Annotated in this window: 16 protein-coding genes and 1 other RNA gene; 9 read left to right on the forward strand and 8 right to left on the reverse strand. The window is 52.6% G+C overall.

Annotated features, from left to right (window positions below; translation table 11 throughout):
* Positions 1–44: 44 nt before the first annotated feature.
* Positions 45–1,847 carry a TRAP transporter fused permease subunit gene (locus J4377_RS01630; RefSeq protein ID WP_253486441.1) on the forward strand — a complete coding sequence of 601 codons (1,803 nt, stop codon included), beginning with the start codon at positions 45–47 and terminating at the stop codon, positions 1,845–1,847.
* On the opposite strand, the gene J4377_RS01635 is transcribed toward J4377_RS01630, so the two are convergent.
* The 3 genes from J4377_RS01635 to J4377_RS01645 form a co-directional block, all read right to left on the reverse strand.
* Positions 1,809–2,402, reverse strand: coding sequence for a hypothetical protein (locus J4377_RS01635; RefSeq protein WP_198349521.1), 594 nt, complete (start codon positions 2,400–2,402; stop codon positions 1,809–1,811). The two genes, J4377_RS01630 and J4377_RS01635, sit on opposite strands and share 39 nt — an antisense overlap.
* Positions 2,403–2,412: 10 nt before the next feature.
* Positions 2,413–3,369 carry a calcium/sodium antiporter gene (locus J4377_RS01640; RefSeq protein ID WP_038480638.1) on the reverse strand — a complete coding sequence of 319 codons (957 nt, stop codon included), beginning with the start codon at positions 3,367–3,369 and terminating at the stop codon, positions 2,413–2,415.
* Positions 3,370–3,469: 100 nt separating this feature from the next.
* Positions 3,470–4,438: a LysR family transcriptional regulator gene (locus J4377_RS01645; RefSeq protein ID WP_095604427.1), complete on the reverse strand. Its 969-nt coding sequence runs from the start codon at positions 4,436–4,438 to the stop codon at positions 3,470–3,472.
* 228 nt (positions 4,439–4,666) lie between these two features.
* Here J4377_RS01645 and ggt point away from each other — a divergent pair, with 228 nt between their 5' ends.
* The 4 genes from ggt (at position 4,667) to J4377_RS01665 (ending at position 11,045) form a co-directional block, all read left to right on the forward strand.
* Positions 4,667–6,406, forward strand: coding sequence for a gamma-glutamyltransferase (ggt, locus tag J4377_RS01650; protein ID WP_051626409.1), 1,740 nt, complete (start codon positions 4,667–4,669; stop codon positions 6,404–6,406).
* A 259-nt stretch (positions 6,407–6,665) separates the two neighbouring features.
* Complete coding sequence (locus J4377_RS01655; protein ID WP_038480643.1) at positions 6,666–7,607, forward strand: sodium-dependent bicarbonate transport family permease; 942 nt, start codon at positions 6,666–6,668, stop codon at positions 7,605–7,607.
* A 484-nt stretch (positions 7,608–8,091) separates the two neighbouring features.
* Positions 8,092–9,624: a Na+/H+ antiporter NhaC gene (nhaC, locus tag J4377_RS01660; RefSeq protein WP_038480646.1), complete on the forward strand. Its 1,533-nt coding sequence runs from the start codon at positions 8,092–8,094 to the stop codon at positions 9,622–9,624.
* A gap of 158 nt (positions 9,625–9,782) precedes the next feature.
* Positions 9,783–11,045 (forward strand): FAD-binding oxidoreductase, encoded by a 1,263-nt coding sequence (locus tag J4377_RS01665; RefSeq protein WP_038480649.1) that lies wholly within the window; start codon positions 9,783–9,785, stop codon positions 11,043–11,045.
* Between the two features lie 83 nt (positions 11,046–11,128).
* On the opposite strand, the gene J4377_RS01670 is transcribed toward J4377_RS01665, so the two are convergent.
* From J4377_RS01670 to smpB, 3 genes are all read right to left on the reverse strand, one after another.
* Positions 11,129–12,460, reverse strand: coding sequence for a TonB-dependent receptor (locus J4377_RS01670; protein ID WP_198349518.1), 1,332 nt, complete (start codon positions 12,458–12,460; stop codon positions 11,129–11,131).
* Positions 12,461–12,685: 225 nt separating this feature from the next.
* Positions 12,686–13,064, reverse strand: a transfer-messenger RNA (tmRNA) gene (ssrA, locus tag J4377_RS01675).
* Between the two features lie 45 nt (positions 13,065–13,109).
* Positions 13,110–13,601 (reverse strand): SsrA-binding protein SmpB, encoded by a 492-nt coding sequence (gene smpB / locus J4377_RS01680; protein ID WP_009723766.1) that lies wholly within the window; start codon positions 13,599–13,601, stop codon positions 13,110–13,112.
* Between the two features lie 126 nt (positions 13,602–13,727).
* Between smpB and J4377_RS01685 the strand changes: the two genes are divergently transcribed.
* Both J4377_RS01685 and J4377_RS01690 read left to right on the forward strand, forming a co-directional pair.
* Complete coding sequence (locus J4377_RS01685) at positions 13,728–14,162, forward strand: type II toxin-antitoxin system RatA family toxin (RefSeq protein WP_038480655.1); 435 nt, start codon at positions 13,728–13,730, stop codon at positions 14,160–14,162.
* Positions 14,152–14,463: an RnfH family protein gene (locus tag J4377_RS01690; RefSeq protein ID WP_038480658.1), complete on the forward strand. Its 312-nt coding sequence runs from the start codon at positions 14,152–14,154 to the stop codon at positions 14,461–14,463. The genes J4377_RS01685 and J4377_RS01690 overlap by 11 nt, the downstream gene beginning before the upstream one ends.
* A gap of 22 nt (positions 14,464–14,485) precedes the next feature.
* On the opposite strand, the gene J4377_RS01695 is transcribed toward J4377_RS01690, so the two are convergent.
* Positions 14,486–14,935, reverse strand: coding sequence for an outer membrane protein assembly factor BamE (locus tag J4377_RS01695; RefSeq protein ID WP_038480662.1), 450 nt, complete (start codon positions 14,933–14,935; stop codon positions 14,486–14,488).
* 72 nt (positions 14,936–15,007) lie between these two features.
* Here J4377_RS01695 and fur point away from each other — a divergent pair, with 72 nt between their 5' ends.
* Complete coding sequence (gene fur / locus J4377_RS01700) at positions 15,008–15,460, forward strand: ferric iron uptake transcriptional regulator (RefSeq protein WP_009723762.1); 453 nt, start codon at positions 15,008–15,010, stop codon at positions 15,458–15,460.
* Positions 15,461–15,571: 111 nt separating this feature from the next.
* Here the strand turns inward: fur and recN are convergent, their stop codons facing one another.
* Positions 15,572–17,245, reverse strand: a complete 1,674-nt coding sequence (gene recN, locus J4377_RS01705; RefSeq protein ID WP_038480665.1) for a DNA repair protein RecN — start codon at positions 17,243–17,245, stop codon at positions 15,572–15,574.
* 201 nt (positions 17,246–17,446) lie between these two features.
* On the opposite strand from recN, the gene grpE reads away from it, so the two are divergent.
* Positions 17,447–18,076 (forward strand): nucleotide exchange factor GrpE, encoded by a 630-nt coding sequence (grpE, locus tag J4377_RS01710; RefSeq protein WP_038480668.1) that lies wholly within the window; start codon positions 17,447–17,449, stop codon positions 18,074–18,076.
* Positions 18,077–18,127: the final 51 nt, after the last annotated feature.

The raw sequence follows: 18,127 nt of genomic DNA on the forward strand, positions 1-18,127 counted from the left end.
GTCTGTAGGCCGTTGCGTTGTTTTATAGGGATAGGCAACTCGGCATGCATGCTCTTTTTTCGTCTCAGACGGTTGATAACGCCACACCTAATGCGGTGGCGCCCCCTGGTTGGATCGCGTTAGGTGTCATTAGCGTTGGGTTTCATTTAGGACTTATTTTTTACGGTTTAACGCCCGCCCTGGTGAGCAGGCCGTTGCATATGGCGCTACTGCTGCCTTGGGTGTTGATTTATATGGCTAAAACCCCCTTTCAGCGCATTAGTGGCTGGGGGCTGACGCTATTGGGGATAGCAGCTTGCGCCTACATCGCGCTTAACGAAGCCACGCTTGCGAATCAGTATGGCTTTATTGATACCCATCTGCAGATGGCGATTGGCCTTTTCTTAATTGTGCTGGCCCTGGAGGCCGCAAGACGTGCGATTGGTTGGCCGCTGCCGTTGGTTGCGCTAGTGGCACTGCTTTATGGGGCTTTCGGGCAGTATGTGCCGGGGGCGTTTGGTCACCCTGGTTTGCCGCTGCAAAGCATGGTGGGCTCATTGACGATTGCAGAAGGAGGGCTTTGGGGCTCGCTGACGGGAGTTAGCGTGGGTGTCGTGGCTATCTTTGTGATCTTTGGTGCGGTGCTTAATGCTGGCGAAGCTGGCCAAGGTTTCATGAATTTAGCGAGTGCCGTTGCTGGGCGCTTAACCGGTGGTGCGGCTAAAGTGTCGGTGATTTCGTCGGCGCTGATGGGTTCCATTTCAGGTTCAGCCTCAGCGAACGTTGCCTCTACTGGGGCGATTACGATTCCCTCTATGGTACGTTTGCGCTACCCGCGTTCGTTTGCGGGCGCGGTAGAAGCGGTGGCGTCTTCAGGCGGGCAAATAATGCCACCGCTGATGGGGGCGGGAGCCTTTGTCATGGTAGAGCTAACCGGCACGCCCTACACACAAATCATGGCAGCAGCAACGCTACCGGCCGTGCTCTATTTTCTGACGGTATGGATGGGAATTAATGCCTACGCAACGCGTCATGACTTGCAGCCGATTGATGCCAGCGAGCAGCCAGCCGCCAAAGAAGTGCTCATCACATCACTCTTTTTTGCGGTGCCGTTTGTACTGCTGTTAGAGCGTATTTTTAACGGCGGGTACACGCCTCAATATGCCGCTAGTATTGCGATATTTGCCGGCGTAGCGCTGCTGCTGGTCGATGTTACGCTGCGTTTCTCAATCACTGGGTTTGCAAATCGCTTAGCGGATGCGGTGGTTACCGCAGGGCGGCAAATTGCCACCATTGGCGCGATTATTTTGTGTGCCTCACTGGTGATTGGTGTGCTCTCGTTAACAGGCCTTGGCGTAAAGATCACGTCGGGTATCTTATCGCTCTCAAATGACCTGCTATGGCCTGCGCTGTTGTTAACCGCACTGGCCTGCCTGATTTTGGGCATGGAGGTGCCGACAACAGCAGCCTATGTGATTTGTGTGTCGGTGGCGGGGCCAGCGCTTATATCACTCGGATTAGAGCCGTTGTTGGCGCACCTGTTTGTGTTTTGGTACGCGCTGCTCTCGACGATTACGCCGCCTGTCTGTGGAGGAGTGTTTATCGCGGCTGGAATGGTAGGTGAAAACTGGCTCAAAGTAGCGCTTAAGGCTATGGCTCTTGGGATAGGGCTGTACATCATTCCCTTGGCGATGGTCGCGAACCCTGACGTTATTCAGCTTGCTTTTAATCCAGCGGGCGCTTTGCTCGATGGTTTAAAAATAGCCGCTGGTTTAACGGCTATTTCGTTTGGTGTCATTGCCCGTAAAGCCATTTGGCTTCGCGTAATACTAGTGGTGGCGGGCGCGGCTGTTATCTTTCTCGTTTAATGGCGCATGGTTTAAAAACAACGGCGACGTGGCCGGTAATTGGGTGGTGGCATACACCACCCAGGTATCTAGTGCAGGCCCCAGCGACTGCACCAGCTTAAGTTGCTCAGGCGCTTGTTTTACGACCTCTTCAGCGCAAATCCCGGCCTCAAAGGTACCCGCTAGCAAGCCTTCTGCCACGGCAACCGTCGTGGGTGCTTCGATAATATCGCCAAAGCTGCTTAAATCCGTGTAGTGGCGGGTAGCTGGCTGAATAGCTACATGATGAGGGGAGGCAATACTACGCTGGGCAACTAACGCTAAAGGCTTGCTGCCGGCAATAAAGACATCAACCGGATAGGCGCGGTGCATATAGCGGCCCACGCAATCGCTGTGGGAAAAGTGAGCGGTGCACTGGAGTAGGTGGCTTACTCGCCCCTCAACCAGCGCTTCAAACGCCTCTTCAAACTGTTCGAAAAGATGAAGATTCGTGGATGGCTGACCATGCTTCGCTAAATAGCGCAGAGCAATTAATTCATGATTGTTGCCGCTAGGGCCGAGGGTGGCAATTTGCACAGCTAGTTCCTCAGACGATTGTAAAACTTAGCGTAAGGTAGGCTACATAGCCGCCCAGTAGCGCGGCGCCTTCCCAGCGAGATAACCGCATGCCTGTGTAAAGAAACAGTAGCAATACGCCTGCTGCTCCGAGCATCACCCATTGGTCAAACTGACTTACTCGCTCGGCAATAGGCAGGGGCTGTAGAAAAGCTGATATACCTAAGATGCCTAGAAGGTTGAAAATGTTGCTGCCCAAAATATTTCCGACAGCCACATCAGCGTGGCGGCGAAGAGCCGCAATCACCGATACCGCCATTTCGGGTAACGAGGTACCTACCGCAACAATCGTTAAGCCAATAACTGCTTCGGAAATACCCATGGCTTGAGCTAAGCCAATGGCACCATAAAGTAACAGCTGCGAGCCACCTATCAACATCGCGAGCCCCACAATAAGCGCCATAACTATCATGGTTGTTGAGCTTGGAATTGCAGTGAGTTCGTCTGCTTCTGCGCTATGCATTTCGGCTGCGGGAAGTGGTTGAGCGCGTTCAGTGCGATATGCCCAAATGAGATAAGCCGTCAACGCGGCTAATAATATGACCGCATCCCAACGGCCGAGCGCGCCACTCCAGGCCAGAGCAATAAATAGCAGACTAGCGCCGACCACCACCACACCGTCTCGTCTTAGCGCCAGCGGCTGTACTGACATGGGGCAAATGGCTGCGCAAAGACCAAGAATCAGCAGTATGTTGCCTATGTTACTGCCCACGATATTGCCGACGGCAATATCTGGTTGCTGGCGAATGGCGGCATCAATGGAAACAACCAGTTCGGGGGAAGATGTGCCAAAACCAACGACAACGAGGCCCGTTAACAGTGGAGAGACTCCCATTCGTTTGGCCCCGGCGACAGCGCCACGGATGAGAGCTTCGCCCCCCAGTGTTAATAGTACGATACCGACGGCTAAACTTATCCCATACAGCATGCTATCTAATCTCTTAGTGTGCTCACTTAGGCGTTATTCCAAGCGTAGGCTTCACACATTAGCGGGAATCGCTGCGTCTGCAAGTCAATGAATCGAAGCTCTATCCACGCAAGGGAAACGTCGGGTAGGCGTTCAGTAGGGTGTCTAGTTCATTGCATACAAAGCGCGGTTCAATCCACTGTGTCAGGTGTTCGTGAACGTAGTGAAGAAAGCGCTGGGCTGACTGTGGAAGGCGCTGATCATTACGCACTATAAATTGCCAGTGACTTTCAATAGGTAACCCCTGAACGGGTAATACTACTAGGTCAGGATGCTCATTAGGCAAAACGTGTTCAGATAACACTGCAACGCCCATATTGGCTGCCACGCTTACTCGTATGGCCTCGTTACTGGCCATCTGTAATGTTTTTTGCATGGTCAGTCCGTGCTCTTGCAGCCAGCTGTCTAATAGCATGCGTGTGGCAGAGCCAGGCTCGCGTAGCAGTAAGCGCTCACTTAGTAGCTGCTCCATCGTCACGGCTTTCTGTTGAGCCAGAGAGTGGTCGGCGGCGGCAATGGCAACTAAGGGGTTGCGCATAAAGCGTGACGCGACCGCGTGAGCAAGCGCGGGCGGATGGCTAAAGACATAAAGATCGTCTTCCTGGCGCTCAAAGCGCGCCAATACCTGTCGACGATTACCGATATGAACGGTGACATCGACATCAGGGAACGCCTGACTAAAAGGCCCTAAGAGGCGTGGTAAGACGTACTGAGCAGTGTTCACGAGGGCAATGCTAAATCGCCCCTTACTGCCATACTGTAAATCACTGAGCTGGTCCGCAAAGTCGTCAAAGCGCCCCAAAACATCCCGACTTGCCTGATAAAGCGCTTGCCCTGTGGCGGTCATCGTCAGTCGCTGGGCATGCTGTTCTAACAACGGGCTGCCTACCGCTTCTCTGAGGCGTTTCAACTGCTGTGACACGGTTGGCTGGGTAAGGTGAAGCTGTCTTGCGGCTTCGCTGATGGAGCCACATCTAACGACGGTTACGTATACCTGGAGCAACCTAAAGGTCAGATGGCGAATGTTCATGGCAACCGCAACTCCTGGGGCGTCTCTGAATACCTGGCAAGCCATCATCGAGAAGCTAGACTTATCTCTTGCCGTTGACGGGTAGGTGTGGGCATGTGAGTTTAAACTACGTTTCACTAAAGTGATGCATGTTGGGCTGCTCCTCAAGATCCAGAACACCGCTTGACAGCAAAGTGTTCCTTGATAATCTCGGTGTTTGTAAGCTAATAACTATAAGGAATTTCACCTATGTTGATCCCCTTTTTAACTTCGCGTCCGCTTAAAACGCTGACGGCCAGTTTATGTATCGGCGGGTTGTTAGTCTCTCCACAGGCATTCTCTCAGCAAGCGATCTTGGAAGGTGAGCGCTTTCATCCTCAAGAGAGTAGCCATGGCATGGTCGCTACCAGCCACTTTCTTGCCTCAGAGGTTGCCCGTGATGTTCTTGCTGAAGGAGGCAACGCCGTTGATGCAGCCGTAGTAGCTGGATTTGCGCTAGCGGTGACCCAGCCACGTTCCGGCAATATCGGTGGTGGCGGTTTTATGCTGATCTCGGATGAAACAAGCGACGAAGTCATTGCCATCGACTATCGCGAGATGGCCCCTTCGGCTGCTTTTGAAGCTATGTTCCAAGATGAAAATGGCGATGCAGTGACCGAGCGTTCCCGCTTTACTCACTTGGCCGCGGGTGTTCCTGGCACCGTTGCGGGGCTAGCTCTGGCCCTGGAAGAGTATGGCACGCTAAGTCTTGCTGAAGCGTTGGAGCCCGCCATTCGTCTTGCTGAAGATGGCTTCGCGGTGCCTCCACGCTTTGTTCAAGGGCTACAAGAGACCAGAGAACGCTTTGAGCCCTGGGATGCGAGCATGGCCAAGTTCTTCAAGGAGGACGGTAGCGCCTACGAGGTCGGCGATATTTTCAAGCAACCTGATCTAGCTGCGACACTCAGGCGCATTGCTGAACAAGGGGCTCGCGAGTTTTATGAAGGAGAAACGGCAGAGCTGATCGTTGCCGAGATGGAGCGTCACGATGGGCTGATCACCATGGAAGACATGGCTAGTTACACCCCCATCATCCGTGAGCCCAGCCATGGTACTTATCGCGGCTACGATATTTACGCCATGAGCCCTCCTTCTTCCGGTGGTGCTCATATTGTGCAAATGCTGAACATTCTCGAAGAATACCCCATCGGTGAACTCGGTTTTGGCTCTGCTGAAAGCATGCACCTAATGGCCGAAGCCATGAAACGTGCTTACGCTGACCGCTCGGAGTTCCTGGGCGATACTGACTTTGTCGATGTGCCTCTAGCCGGCATCACCTCAAAGGAGTATGCAGCCGAACTGCGTAGCCAGATTGGCGATCAAGCTACCCCTAGTGCAGACATTGCGCCTGGCAATCCGAACGACTACGAATCTAATGAAACCACTCACTTTTCCATTGTAGATGATGGTGGTCTGGCAGTTTCAAACACGTACACCATCAACTTCAGCTATGGTTCTGGAATCGTGGTGGATGGCGCGGGCTTCTTGCTCAACAACGAAATGGATGATTTCTCAGCCAAGCCCGGCGTGCCCAACGCCTATGGATTGATTGGCGGCGAAGCCAATAAGGTCGAGCCAGGCAAACGAATGCTTTCGTCTATGACGCCCACTATCGTCAAACAAGACGGCAAAAACTTTCTGGTTACTGGCAGTCCCGGCGGTTCACGTATTATCACCACAACGCTACAGGTGTTAATGAACGTTATTGATCATGATATGAATATACAATCAGCGGTTAGCGCACCGCGCATGCACCACCAGTGGGTGCCTGATGAGATTCGCGTTGAGGCAGGCTTTAGTCCAGATACACTTAACTTGCTTGAAGAGCGTGGCCACACGGTCAGTCAGCAGTCAGCCATGGGCGCTGCTCAGTCAATCATGATCAAAGATGGGATGTTCTTTGGTGGTGCCGATCCTCGCCGATCCACCTCATCTGCTATTGGCCTTTAACGTTACGTTAGGCTCTTACCATCCCGCCCTGATTGCTCAGGGCGGGGTCTTTCCGGCATCGCGCCTAGCTACTCTTTCAAGTCCTTAGTTTAACTATCATCACTGCCTATTAACTATCACCACTGCTTATTAATGAGTCGTGATAGGGTGATGATAGCTCCATAGATAATTATCTATGACTTTCTTTCAATATATTATTAGTTATCTAGTGTCATCGCTCGCAAAATGCAGTCTCTTTTGACCCTAGGGAGCAGTGGTGATGCCAGATATTGTGGTGATGTTTTTTTTATTGGGGCTAGTCGCCGGAGCGGTGAAGTCGGATCTTCAGGTACCTAAAGCTACTTACGACACCCTAAGCCTGTTATTAATGCTCACCATTGGCTTAAAGGGAGGAATGGCACTGCATGGCAATATTCATTGGGGGTTGGTGCCAGAACTTACCGGCGTAGCGCTGCTTTCAGCGTTTATACCGCTGATGCTGATGCCAGTGTTGCGCCGCTGGGTGCGCCTTTCCGCCGCCGACAGCGCTAGCATTGCTGCTCATTATGGCTCGGTCAGTGCGGGTACGTTTGCGGTCGCTCTGGCGTATGTAGAAGCACGTCAGTTAGCGGTGGGGAGTGAAGTAACGCTCTATTTGGTCGCTATGGAGCTACCCGCGATTATGGTGGCGATTGCCCTGTTTAGACGCTATCAAGGAGCCGCTGTTAAAGAGAGCACCAGCAAGTTATGGCATGAAACTTTAACCAATCGAGGCGTTATCCTGTTAGCGGGTGGGGTCGTGATCGGCACGCTATACGGGCCATTTCAAGGAGAGGAAGTCACCGCACTGTTTACTGGAGCTTTCAAAGGCGTGCTGGCGTTGTTCCTGCTAGAAATGGGGTTAACCGCCGCGCAAACACTGCGCCCAATGCCGTGGCATCATTGGCGCTTAGTGACCTTTGCACTGGTCACACCATTGCTGCTGTCATTGCTGGGGATTCTGGTAGGTACGCTAGTTGGTTTGCCAGTGGGCTCTGTGGTGATTCTTGCCGCATTGGCTGCTAGTGCCTCCTATATAGCGGCGCCGGCTGCAATGCGCGCAGCTATCCCTCAAGCGAACATTGGGCTTGCTATGCTAGCGTCACTCGGCATTACTTTTCCTCTCAACGTGATGCTTGGGATCCCTCTTTACCATAGGCTGCTGGAGTACTTGTTTAACTAACAAATGGGTCGCGCTATCGCTTCAATTTGATTCGCCTTTTGTTGGAGTTATTTGTTGTTTGATTGAAATTTAACGCCAGCTTCTTGCTTATAAAGCTGGCGTTTTTTAGTTTATTTTTCTGTTTTAGAAGATTTTATAGATAAATTTGAATAGTTTCTTAACGTACTTAGTTCAGCAGTATTATTTGCTGGATCATGCGTATTTCCCCTGGAAGCAGCACGAAAAGCCGAGGAATGGACACGTTAAGTCATCGTTACCCTCGTATTCTTTTGTAACAGTGATGTGATCGCAATGTCGTTGAAGTGTTGAAAGTGCGATGACGCATTGTGATTAATTAGCTGGTATAGATGAAAAGGCAGTATACCTCTAGAAAACATGTCTATTGCTAACGCCTTAGATGATAAATCTAAAAATTATCCTGCTGAACAAAAAACATCGTTGCTGATAAACCTGTTAAAAACTCAATAATAACGAGGTCTATAAGATGGAAGATAAACCAAAAAGGGTTCGTCAAAAACCCAGTCTCGGGCTTGCCCTTGTGCCCGTTGTGCTGACACTAATCGCCATCGGGGTACAAATTTTCTATTTTGGTGATTTCACACCGCATATCCCGCTGGCTATCGGCTTGGCAATAACCTCGCTAGTGGGAATCAAGCTTGGCTTCCGCTGGAAGCGGATTGAAGATGGGGCGTTTCACGTTATCAACGTGTCTTTGCCTTCGGTTTCGGTGTTGATCTTAGTGGGCATGATTATTGGCGTCTGGATTGCCAGCGGTACCGTGCCCAGTCTGATCTATTACGGCCTTCTTCTGTTGTCTCCGGCTTTCTTCCTTGCCGCGGCGATGCTGATCTGTGCGGTGGTGTCCGTTTCTTTGGGGACCTCCTGGGGAACCGTTGGTACGGTAGGTTTAGCGCTTGTTGGTATCGGCGCTGGGTTTGAAATTCCGATTTACTGGACCGCTGGTGCGGTTGTTTCCGGCGCCTTTTTTGGCGACAAAGTCTCACCGCTGTCCGACACCACCAACCTGGCGGCGGCGGTTACTGGCAACGATGTGTTCTCGCATATCAAAAACATGATGCCAACGACGATTCCGGCCATGCTGATCGCGTTAGCCATCTATCTGGTGGTGGGCTTCACCATGATTGATGATCAAGCGGCATCTTTTGAGCGCATTAATGCCATCACTGCGTCACTAGACGAGCACTTTACTATTTCTATCTGGCTGCTGTTGCCAGCGGTGCTGGTTATTGGTCTAGCCGTCAAGAAAATGCCGCCGATTCCCTCCCTGTTTGCTGGTGTAATGGCGGGTGCAGTAACTGCCATGGCGGTTCAGGGGGTAGGTCTGCACGATATCGTTACTTACGCTAACTATGGTTACTCCATTGAAACGGGCGTGGAAGCCATGGACAGCCTGTTAAACCGTGGCGGTATTCAGTCGATGATGTGGACCATCTCGTTGATACTGATTGCCCTGGCCTTTGGTGGTGCGTTGGAGAAAACGGGCTGCCTGGAGACCATCATCAAGTCCATTATGTCCAAGGTGCGCTCGTTCAAAGGCGTTCAAACCTCGGCAATTGCTACCTCCTTTGCAACTAACCTAGTGGCAGGCGATCCCTACCTATCCGTTGCGCTACCGGGGCGTATGTACGCGCCTACCTATCGTGGACTGGGTTACTCAACCCTGAACCTATCGCGTGGTGTTGAGGAAGGTGGAACATTGATGTCGCCGCTCATTCCATGGAACGCAGGTGGTGCCTTTGTCATTAGCGTATTAGGACTTGGTATTGGCGAAGGTAACGTTGAGAACCTGCTGTATATACCACTGGCCTTTGCCTGCTGGTTATCGCCCTTAATCGGTATTCTTTACGCGCAGATGGGCTTGTTCTCGCCCAAAGCGACCGATGAAGAGCGCGCACTGTGGGACAAGCAGGGGGAAGCGATTGCCTCTACCGAAGCATTGGGAGCTGCTGCTGACGCAGCCGTTACTAGCCCGAATCCGGCTCCTAGCTCGAGTTGATCGTCACTAGTCGTTACGTGTTTTACCGATAAGACAGCACCCCGGCTTGCGAAAGGCGGGGTGTTTGTCTTTTGAGCTAGGCGTTTTTTGCCGACAACCGAATCGCTGCGACTTGGGTTTGCTTGCAAGCACGCCCGAATAAAACCAGGAGGATAATAATGACTACAACGCATCCAACCGTGGTCATTGGTGGTGGAATCGTTGGTATTTGCTGTGCGTTATCTCTGCAAAAAGAGGGGCTCGACGTAACGCTCGTAGAGCCCGCTATGTCCGGCGATAGTACCGCTAAGTGGAGCTGCGGGCAGATTGCGGTTAGCGAAATTATTCCCCAGTCCAAGCCTGGTATTATCAAAAAAGTGCCTGGATGGCTGCTGGATCAAAAAGGGCCGCTGGCACTGCGGCCATCAGCATTACCAGGACTGCTGCCTTGGATGCTGCGCTTTATGACCCATGCGCGGCGTTCGCGCATCGACACTATTGCCCATGAGTTAGCGTCCTTAACGCGCTGCGCCTTTCAGGATTATGAACCCTTATTAGCGAAGTGCCGCCGTGACGATCTGATTGGCCACCACCCAACCCTTGAACTGTTTGACGATGCGGCTGGGCTGGCCCATGAGCAAACTTATGTAGAGCTACGCCGCGCGCTAGGGTTTGTTTCCGAAACGCTAAATGCCGAACAGATTGCCGCTATGGAGCCGGCGTTAGCGGGACGCTTTTCTCACGGCTTGTTGTTGTCAGATTGGCGTACGGTGTGCGATACCGAAACCTTCCTAACCGAGCTTGCTCACAGTTTTGTAGAGCAGGGCGGCAAACTTGTACAGGATAGTGTGTCGCGTATTGAGAGCCAGGGAGGGCGTGCCGTTGGTGTGACCCTGGCTAGCGGTGAGAGGCTGCCGGTCGAGCAGGTGGTGGTCGCCGCAGGCAACGGCAGTTCGGCGTTTTTTGAAGCATTAGGCATTAAGGTGCCGTTGATTAAGGTCGGCGGCTATCAGGTATTGCTACCCAACCCTGGTGTCGACTTAACCCACGCCACTTTTTATGCTGATGGCGGCTTTGGCCTGATTCCTATGGAGCGAGGGCTACAGATCGGCGGCACGATTGAGTTTGCTGGCAACCATGCTGAACCGAACTTCAAGCGTGCGGAGATCATTCTTGAAAAAGCCAAGACGATACTGCCATCTTTGAATACAGCTGGTATGGAGTTTGGCGCTGGCTGGCGCCCTTTCTTGCCAGACACCAAGCCTGTGATTGATAAATCGCCATTGCTTGAAAACGTGGCGATGGCTTTTGGTCATGGCCAATTAGGGCTAACGCTCGGTGCCACGACGGGGCGTCTGGTAGCTGACATGCTACAAGGGCGTGATAGCCAGTTGGATATTAGCCCTTTCAGTGCATCACGCTTTACATTGGCTGGTGGTTGATTGCCGGCTGCGCGGTGTGCAGGCTAAGGGTAGGGCCCGTCTCTTGAATATGAGACGGGCTTTTTATCTATGATTTAGCGCACTTAGTGGTTATGTCCTGCATGACTGCCAAACGCTGCGTTGAACTGCACCATTCCCACCCACTGCTCATCATGCCCTGCAAAGTCTTCGCGGGTCAGTTGGGTGCGCACGAACATGTTATCGCGTACATGCCAAGTGAGCTGCGCGCTGTGCCGCCAGGACGTGTCTTCTGAGACGATCGCGGTAGGGTGGGTTCCCATCACTTTGTTGGTTAACCCTAATGCTTCTGCCCGTAGGCCGACTTCCCAGCGAGGCGCAATACCGTAAATAGCGTCGATGTAAGCACCATCTTGTTGCTCAGTGTAGTGGTCGTGTGCATGAAAGTGATCATGGTGTTGCACATGCTCTTGCAGGTCGCGTTCGCTATAGAAGTATTCCGCACCTAATTGCCAGTTGCCCTGGTAACCGGGCTGCTCCGCATCGTAGTTAAACCGCGCATCTAAGCCTGCGAACCAGTTGTCGCCTTCAGCAGTATGGGCATGGTGACCATGGTCATCGACACGCACATACTGACGGTTCATGCCCGCAGACGTTCCCAGCGTTAGCTGCTTATTCGCACCGAGATCTGGGCGGTATTTAGCGAAAATTGTGCCCACGCGAGGGCCACTAGCGCGATCCTCATAGCCCCCTTCATCAAAGCGGCTGAAGCCTTCTCCCTCGCCTTGAAACAGCTCGCTACCCAGCGTCAAGGTGCTGTTGGGGGACCAGGTTAGCTGTAGGCCTGTATCGAGCAGACCGTGCTCTCCAAACAAATACTCATTGACCAGTGGGCGCTCAACAAAATCCCAAGCGTGAGGGTGTCGGCCGTTAATGTAGCCTATATCAGAAAGAAACTTACCGGCTTGTAAGCGCAGCCCGTTAGGCAGCGTACGCGTCGCAATAAAAGCCTCTTCCAGCGTGATATCGTCTTCCGTTAGCGAAACAACGGCCTTGCCCTCAAGGTGGGCGGTTTGCCCTTCGATGGCAACTTCAGAGTGTCCCAGGTTAAATCCATTGTCGAGATCATGGCTATGGCCGCTGTGGTCGTGTCCTCCCTCATGATCGTGACTGCCTTCGTGCTCATGGCTAAAGCCTGCAGGTGAGTTTGCATCTCCTGAAAAACGATTGTGGTAGATGCCTTCCACAACTAAGGAAACGTTAATGCTGTTTTCAGCCTCGCTATGCTCATCGTTACTATGTCCATCGTCGTTATGTTCATAAGTGTCGTACTCATGAGCATGACCAGAATGATCATGGCCGTGGTCGTGCCCATGATGGTGATCATCTGCATAGGCAGAGGAGCTAATAAGCAGAGCAGTGGCAAGCGGTGTAAGCAGAAATAAAGAGCGTGGCACAGGTGTCTTCCCTTAAACGTTAGAATTAAACACATAAAATGATATGTTATATTGTATCAATAATGCAATTGTGCTGAATTCTGTCGCTACACGTGGTTAGCTTCGAGGGGATGAGGCGTTTAAGAAAAACTGACCAAAATGTTGACCACACTATGCCTAAACAGGCCCTTTTCAGACCACAGGCACAAAAAAAGCACCCGTAGGTGCTTGATTTGTATAGTCAGGTGGTGGAGGCGGCGGGAATTGAACCCGCGTCCGCCAGCACGCGCCTATTGGCTCTACATGCTTAGATTTCGTCATTTGCTTTAACGCAACTGACTCCGACGATCAGGATTCAGCCACGCGAGCCTTCTAAGTTTAACGATTGATGAGAAGACACCACCAACCGCGGTCCTATCAGCTTTAGCTCGTATCCCATCAGTGATGAATAGGCACATCACCTTTGGGCCAGACAAGAAGCTAACAGTGTTTAAGCTGCTAGCGCGCCTTGAGCGTAGTTTTCGTCATTTGCGACTATTTTTCGTGATGTGGGATTTACGAGATACATCACGCTCTCGGCATGCACCGCAAGGGTTGTCACCAGCGTCGAAACCATGTCGCCCCCTGATTACAGATGAGCATTCTAACGTGCTCACAGCGAATTGACCAGTTATGCCTTGTTATGTTCCCGCATTATCCGACCTTTCTGACGGCTCCAGTCGCGATCTTTCTCGGTGGCGCGCTTGTCATGCAGCTGTTTGCCGGTCACCAATGCCAGCTCACACTTCACCTTGTTGCGTTTCCAATAGAGCTTGAGCGGCACGCAAGTGTGGCCTTTGTCCTGAGTTACCGAGAAAATTTTGGCAATTTCCTTACGGTGCAGAAGCAACTTACGCGTGCGCGTCGGGTCAGCAATTTCGTGGGTGCTTGCTGTGTTAAGCGGCATGATATGGCTGCCTAGTAAAAAAGCCTCGCCGTTACGAACCAAAATATAGGTGTCGGTAAGCTGTGCTTTACCAGCGCGAAGGCTTTTAACTTCCCAGCCCGCGAGTACCAAACCTGCTTCTAAGGTTTCGTTGATATGGTACTCAAACCGAGCCTTCTTGTTTTGGGCAATAACGCTGCTGCTAGGGCCCTTACTGTTACCTTTCTTAGTGGCCATGGAACCTCATCGTTGATCTGTCAGTAGCACCCCCTTCGTTATGTGGGGAGGCGTGATACCATTCAAGGTCTACAAAAATGTTTCCCATGATACGCTTTGGGCACTGTGAAGTCAGCGGAGAGGTCAATGCCAACCGTTAATCGTACCGCCTTGGTGCGGCACACCCCCCAACAAATGTTCGATCTGGTTAATGACTTCGAACGCTATCCCGAGTTCCTGCCGGGGTGTCGCCGTGCGCGCCTGCTAGAGCATGACGAGGCGCATTTAATTGGCGAGATGACCCTTGGACGTGCGGGTGTGGAGCAAACAATCACTACTCGAAATGATTTATATGCCCCCGAGCGGATTGAGCTGTCGTTAGTAAAAGGGCCGTTCAAGCAGCTTAAAGGGCGTTGGTTATTTATCCCGATGGGGGAAAACGCCTGCAAAGTCAGCTTGGAAATGGAATTTGTATTTGCCAATCGCTTGCTTAGCATGGCGTTTGGAAAATTATTTCAGCAAATTGCGGGGCAGCTTGTCGATGCCTTCACGAAGCGTGCTGACGAGCGCTATGGCCGTTGATACGTTCTCGGTAGAGGTTGCCTTTGCCTTGCCGCACAAACAGCGTCTAGTGGCCTTAAAGGTGCGCCAAGGCACAACCGCACGCCAAGCGGTAGTGATGGCAGATCTACCCAGCCTGTTTCCCGAGATTCCCAGCGACACCTTTGAACAGGCACCGCTGGGAATTTTTGGCAAAGCGCTGCGCCAGCCTGAAAAAGAAGCGCTGCGCCCAGGAGATCGTGTTGAGGTCTACCGCCCATTGGAGATAGACCCCAAAGCTGCTCGCCTAGAGCGGGCAAAGCGTCAAGCCAGAGGCGAGTAACTTATTCGGAAGACATCACTGGCTATGGCGCTGTGGCATTTTCTGACGTAGGTACTCGTTGGCTAGGTGCGTTGATGCCGGTGATTGGATCTGCTGTTTCTGTTGCAGGGCCTGCGCCGGTATCCGTGCTGACCGGCAGATCGCTAGAGAAATCACCTTGCTGTTCAACGTTCACCAGACGCCCCATGTTATCGAACGTAAGGGTTACACGCCGCTGCTCAACACCCGCGTACGCTTTATCAAGACGGTAAACGTAATCCCATTCTCGCGTGTCAAATGGGGCTTCCAGCAACGGGCGACCCATCACATAAGTGACTTGCTCTCGGGTCATTCCTGGCTGTAATTGGCTGACCATTTCTTCGGTCACCAAGTTGCCCTGAGGGATGTCGCGCTTGTAAACGCCAACGTAGCTGCAGCCGCTAACAACGGTTAGGGCAACGGAAAGAGTAATGATACGAGTCAATTTTTGCATTTGAGCCTATTCTTCACTATCGTGGTTTCGGTCGATCATACCCGACCTAACCTGTTACTGCGAAGAGCAACCATGGCCGATCAGAACCATGAACTGCGCAAAGCCGGGCTGAAAGTGACCCTGCCGCGCGTCAAGATCCTGCAGATTCTCGAAAATGCTTCGGGTCAACACCACCTTAGCGCAGAAGAAGTGTACAAAACACTGATTGATGCGGGCGAGGATGTTGGCTTGGCTACCGTGTACCGCGTGCTGACTCAGTTTGAATCAGCAGGCTTGGTGATCCGTCATAATTTTGATGGTGGCCACGCGGTGTTCGAGATGACTCAAGAAGACCACCACGACCATATGGTGTGTTTAGAAAGTGGTGAAATCATTGAGTTTGTCGATGAAATCATCGAGCGACGTCAGCAAGAGATCGCCGAAGAGCACGGCTATGAACTTGTGGACCATGCCCTGGTGCTTTACGTACGCCCCCGTGGGTCGGACGTAACCCGACAGGACAGCGGCCCCACAAATAAAAAATAGTCGCGCTAAATAAAATGCCTCTAGGGTGCGAGTGATGACTCATTCGCGCCCTAGGGGCGTTTTTTTATAGTGTGTGGCGTTTGCTAGCGCGTTATCGATTGAAAAAAGCGTTTAGTGCGGTGGCCGTTGGCTAGCGTGCAGCATTTCGCGGGCGTGGGCGAGTGTTTGGTCAGATAGCGTTACACCGCCCAGCATGCGGGCGAGCTCGCTAATCCGACCACGCTCGTCTAGCAGGGCCATATGGGTCAGCGTGCTATCTCGTTTGGCACGTTTTTCAATATGCAGATGCTGATGCGCCTGAGCGGCGACCTGAGGCAGGTGGGTGACGGTCATTACTTGACCGTTTTCGCCGAGCTTGCGTAGCAGTTGACCGACAATTTCGGCCGTCGCTCCCGAGATACCCACGTCCACTTCATCGAAGACCAGGCTGGGAATAGTGGAGTGGGAGGCGGCCACCACTTGAATAGCAAGGCTGATGCGCGATAATTCACCGCCCGAAGCCACTTTGGTTAGCGGCCTAGCAGGCTGGCCTGGGTTCGCGCTAATCAGGAATTGGACGTGGTCCAGGCCTTCTGGCGTAGGCGTTTCACGCGGGGTAACGTCCACGTCAAAACGTGCTTTACCCATGGCCAAGAACCCTAGCTGTTGTTGTACTTCTTTGCCCAAGCGAACGGCGGCTTTTTGTCGCGCCTCGCTTAGTTGTTTGGCATCGCTGCGATAGCGCTCGCGGTATTCAGACACTTGGTTGCTTAACGACTCCAGGTCGTCGTCGCTGGCTTCTAGCAGTTCGACTTCCTGGCTGAGCCGGGCATGCAGCGCGCAAATCTCTTCCGGGGCAACGTGATGCTTGCGGGCAATACGGTGGACATCGCCAAGCCGTTCTTCTACCCAGGCTAGGCGTTCCGGGTCTAGTTCGGTAGTACTGGCAAGACGATTTAGCTCGCTTGAAGCCTCCTCTACTTGAATGCGCGCATCGCTAAGCATGGCCAAGGTATTGGCCAGTGTGCCTTTGTCACTGCCGGGTAGCGCGCTTAAATGGGCATAGGCTTGATTTAACAGCGACAGAGCGCCACCTTCATCGCTCGCGCAGCAATCGGCGGCAAACTGGGTTTCACGCAGCGTCTCTTCCGCATGGGCGAGAGTATGCTGCTCTTCTTCTAACGTTTGCAGCTCACCCTCTGCCAGTCCCAGTTGATCTAACTCTTCTACTTGGTAGCGCAGCAACTGCCGCTTTGCCTCAACTTCACTGCCTTCTTCGCTGAGTTTTTTTAATCGCCGCCGGGCGCTGCGCCACTCGCGGAAGGTTTCAGCCAACTGCTGGCTACGCTCACGTAGCCCGGCATAATCATCTAGCAGGGCGAGATGGGTTTCTTCACGCATAAGTGCCTGATGAGCATGCTGTCCATGGATTTGAATCAGCTGCTCGCCCAGCGATTTTAGGTCGGCGATGGTGGCAGGGTGGCCATTGATCCACGCTTTGGAGCGACCGCTGGCTGTAACCACACGGCGCAGCAAGCACTCTTCAGCAGGCAGCTCGCGAGCAGTCAACCACTCTGTGGCAGCGGGTAGATGTTGAATATCAAAACGAGCGGAAAGGTCGGTGCGCTCACGCCCATGGCGCACGCTGCCAGCGTCGGCACGCTCACCCAAACATAGGCCAAGTGCCCCGAGTAAAATCGATTTGCCTGCCCCAGTTTCCCCGGTAATCGCCGTCATACCACGGGTTAGGTCGAGTTCAAGGCGGTCAACAATAGCGTAATCTTGGATTGCTAGCTGCGTGAGCATAAGGCCTCCTGAGGCGGTGCGGCACAGAAGCTGGATACTTATCCAATAATTGTTGTTTTATACAGTAGTCTATAACTCACTTCAATGCCCCTCTTGAGATGGCTTTTATGGCCCCCATATAGCGTCCATACGTGGTTAATACTCGTTACTTAACCGAGGTGGCCGTTAATGCCACCGCTGCATACTTTTCAGGAGCTAGGCATGGCAAAAGAACCGCAAACCCCATTAGAAGATGAGTTGGCCCGCCAAGAGCAAGAAGCGGAAGTCACCGAGCAAGCGGCTGAAGAGCGCCTGGTCGAGGGTGAGCTGGAAGGCTTGATCGAGGAAGACGCTGCGTTAGAGGGCGGCGTGGGAAACCCAGAAGCCGATATGCTAGCCGCTCAGGTGGAAGAGCTTGAGCAGAGCTTGGCGGAAGCTAAAGACCAAGCGCTACGTGCCGCTGCTGAAGCTCAAAACGTGCGTCGCCGAGCTGAGCAAGAAGCTGAAAAAGCGCGCAAGTTTGCTTTAGAAAAATTTGTTAAGGAGCTATTGCCCGTTGTTGATAGTCTGGAAAAAGCCCTAGAGAGCATGGAAGACGGAGCCTCTGACGTACATCGTGAGGGCGTTTCCATGACCCTCAAAATGCAGTTAGGCGTATTGAATAAATTTGGCGTGGAAAGCGTTGAACCCCAGGGTGAGCCCTTCGACCCGCAGGTTCACGAAGCGATGGCGATGGTGCCGAATCCCGAGCTTGAACCCAATACCGTCATGGACGTGATGCAGAAGGGTTATTTGCTTAACGGCCGCCTAGTTCGCCCCGCGATGGTGGTAGTTAGCCAAAAAGCCAATTAAGCATTGGCTGACGCAAAGCAAAAAAAAGCCCCTTGAAATGCTGCAAGCGGC

Source organism: Halomonas sp. XH26 (genome assembly GCF_024138895.1).
In the GTDB taxonomy this organism is placed as follows: Bacteria; Pseudomonadota; Gammaproteobacteria; order Pseudomonadales; family Halomonadaceae; genus Vreelandella; species Vreelandella alkaliphila.

What these genes read in the sequence shown, in the direction of transcription:
- ggt (WP_051626409.1), top strand. Translation starts at nt 4,667, where the DNA reads ATGTTGATCCCCTTTTTAACTTCGCGTCCGCTTAAAACGCTGACGGCC.
- J4377_RS01645 (WP_095604427.1), bottom strand. Translation starts at nt 4,438, where the DNA reads ATGAACATTCGCCATCTGACCTTTAGGTTGCTCCAGGTATACGTAACC.
- J4377_RS01630 (WP_253486441.1), top strand. Translation starts at nt 45, where the DNA reads ATGCATGCTCTTTTTTCGTCTCAGACGGTTGATAACGCCACACCTAAT.
- J4377_RS01690 (WP_038480658.1), top strand. Translation starts at nt 14,152, where the DNA reads ATGGCCGTTGATACGTTCTCGGTAGAGGTTGCCTTTGCCTTGCCGCAC.
- recN (WP_038480665.1), bottom strand. Translation starts at nt 17,245, where the DNA reads ATGCTCACGCAGCTAGCAATCCAAGATTACGCTATTGTTGACCGCCTT.
- J4377_RS01640 (WP_038480638.1), bottom strand. Translation starts at nt 3,369, where the DNA reads ATGCTGTATGGGATAAGTTTAGCCGTCGGTATCGTACTATTAACACTG.
- grpE (WP_038480668.1), top strand. Translation starts at nt 17,447, where the DNA reads ATGGCAAAAGAACCGCAAACCCCATTAGAAGATGAGTTGGCCCGCCAA.
- J4377_RS01695 (WP_038480662.1), bottom strand. Translation starts at nt 14,935, where the DNA reads ATGCAAAAATTGACTCGTATCATTACTCTTTCCGTTGCCCTAACCGTT.
- fur (WP_009723762.1), top strand. Translation starts at nt 15,008, where the DNA reads ATGGCCGATCAGAACCATGAACTGCGCAAAGCCGGGCTGAAAGTGACC.
- smpB (WP_009723766.1), bottom strand. Translation starts at nt 13,601, where the DNA reads ATGGCCACTAAGAAAGGTAACAGTAAGGGCCCTAGCAGCAGCGTTATT.
- J4377_RS01685 (WP_038480655.1), top strand. Translation starts at nt 13,728, where the DNA reads ATGCCAACCGTTAATCGTACCGCCTTGGTGCGGCACACCCCCCAACAA.
- J4377_RS01665 (WP_038480649.1), top strand. Translation starts at nt 9,783, where the DNA reads ATGACTACAACGCATCCAACCGTGGTCATTGGTGGTGGAATCGTTGGT.
- nhaC (WP_038480646.1), top strand. Translation starts at nt 8,092, where the DNA reads ATGGAAGATAAACCAAAAAGGGTTCGTCAAAAACCCAGTCTCGGGCTT.
- J4377_RS01655 (WP_038480643.1), top strand. Translation starts at nt 6,666, where the DNA reads ATGCCAGATATTGTGGTGATGTTTTTTTTATTGGGGCTAGTCGCCGGA.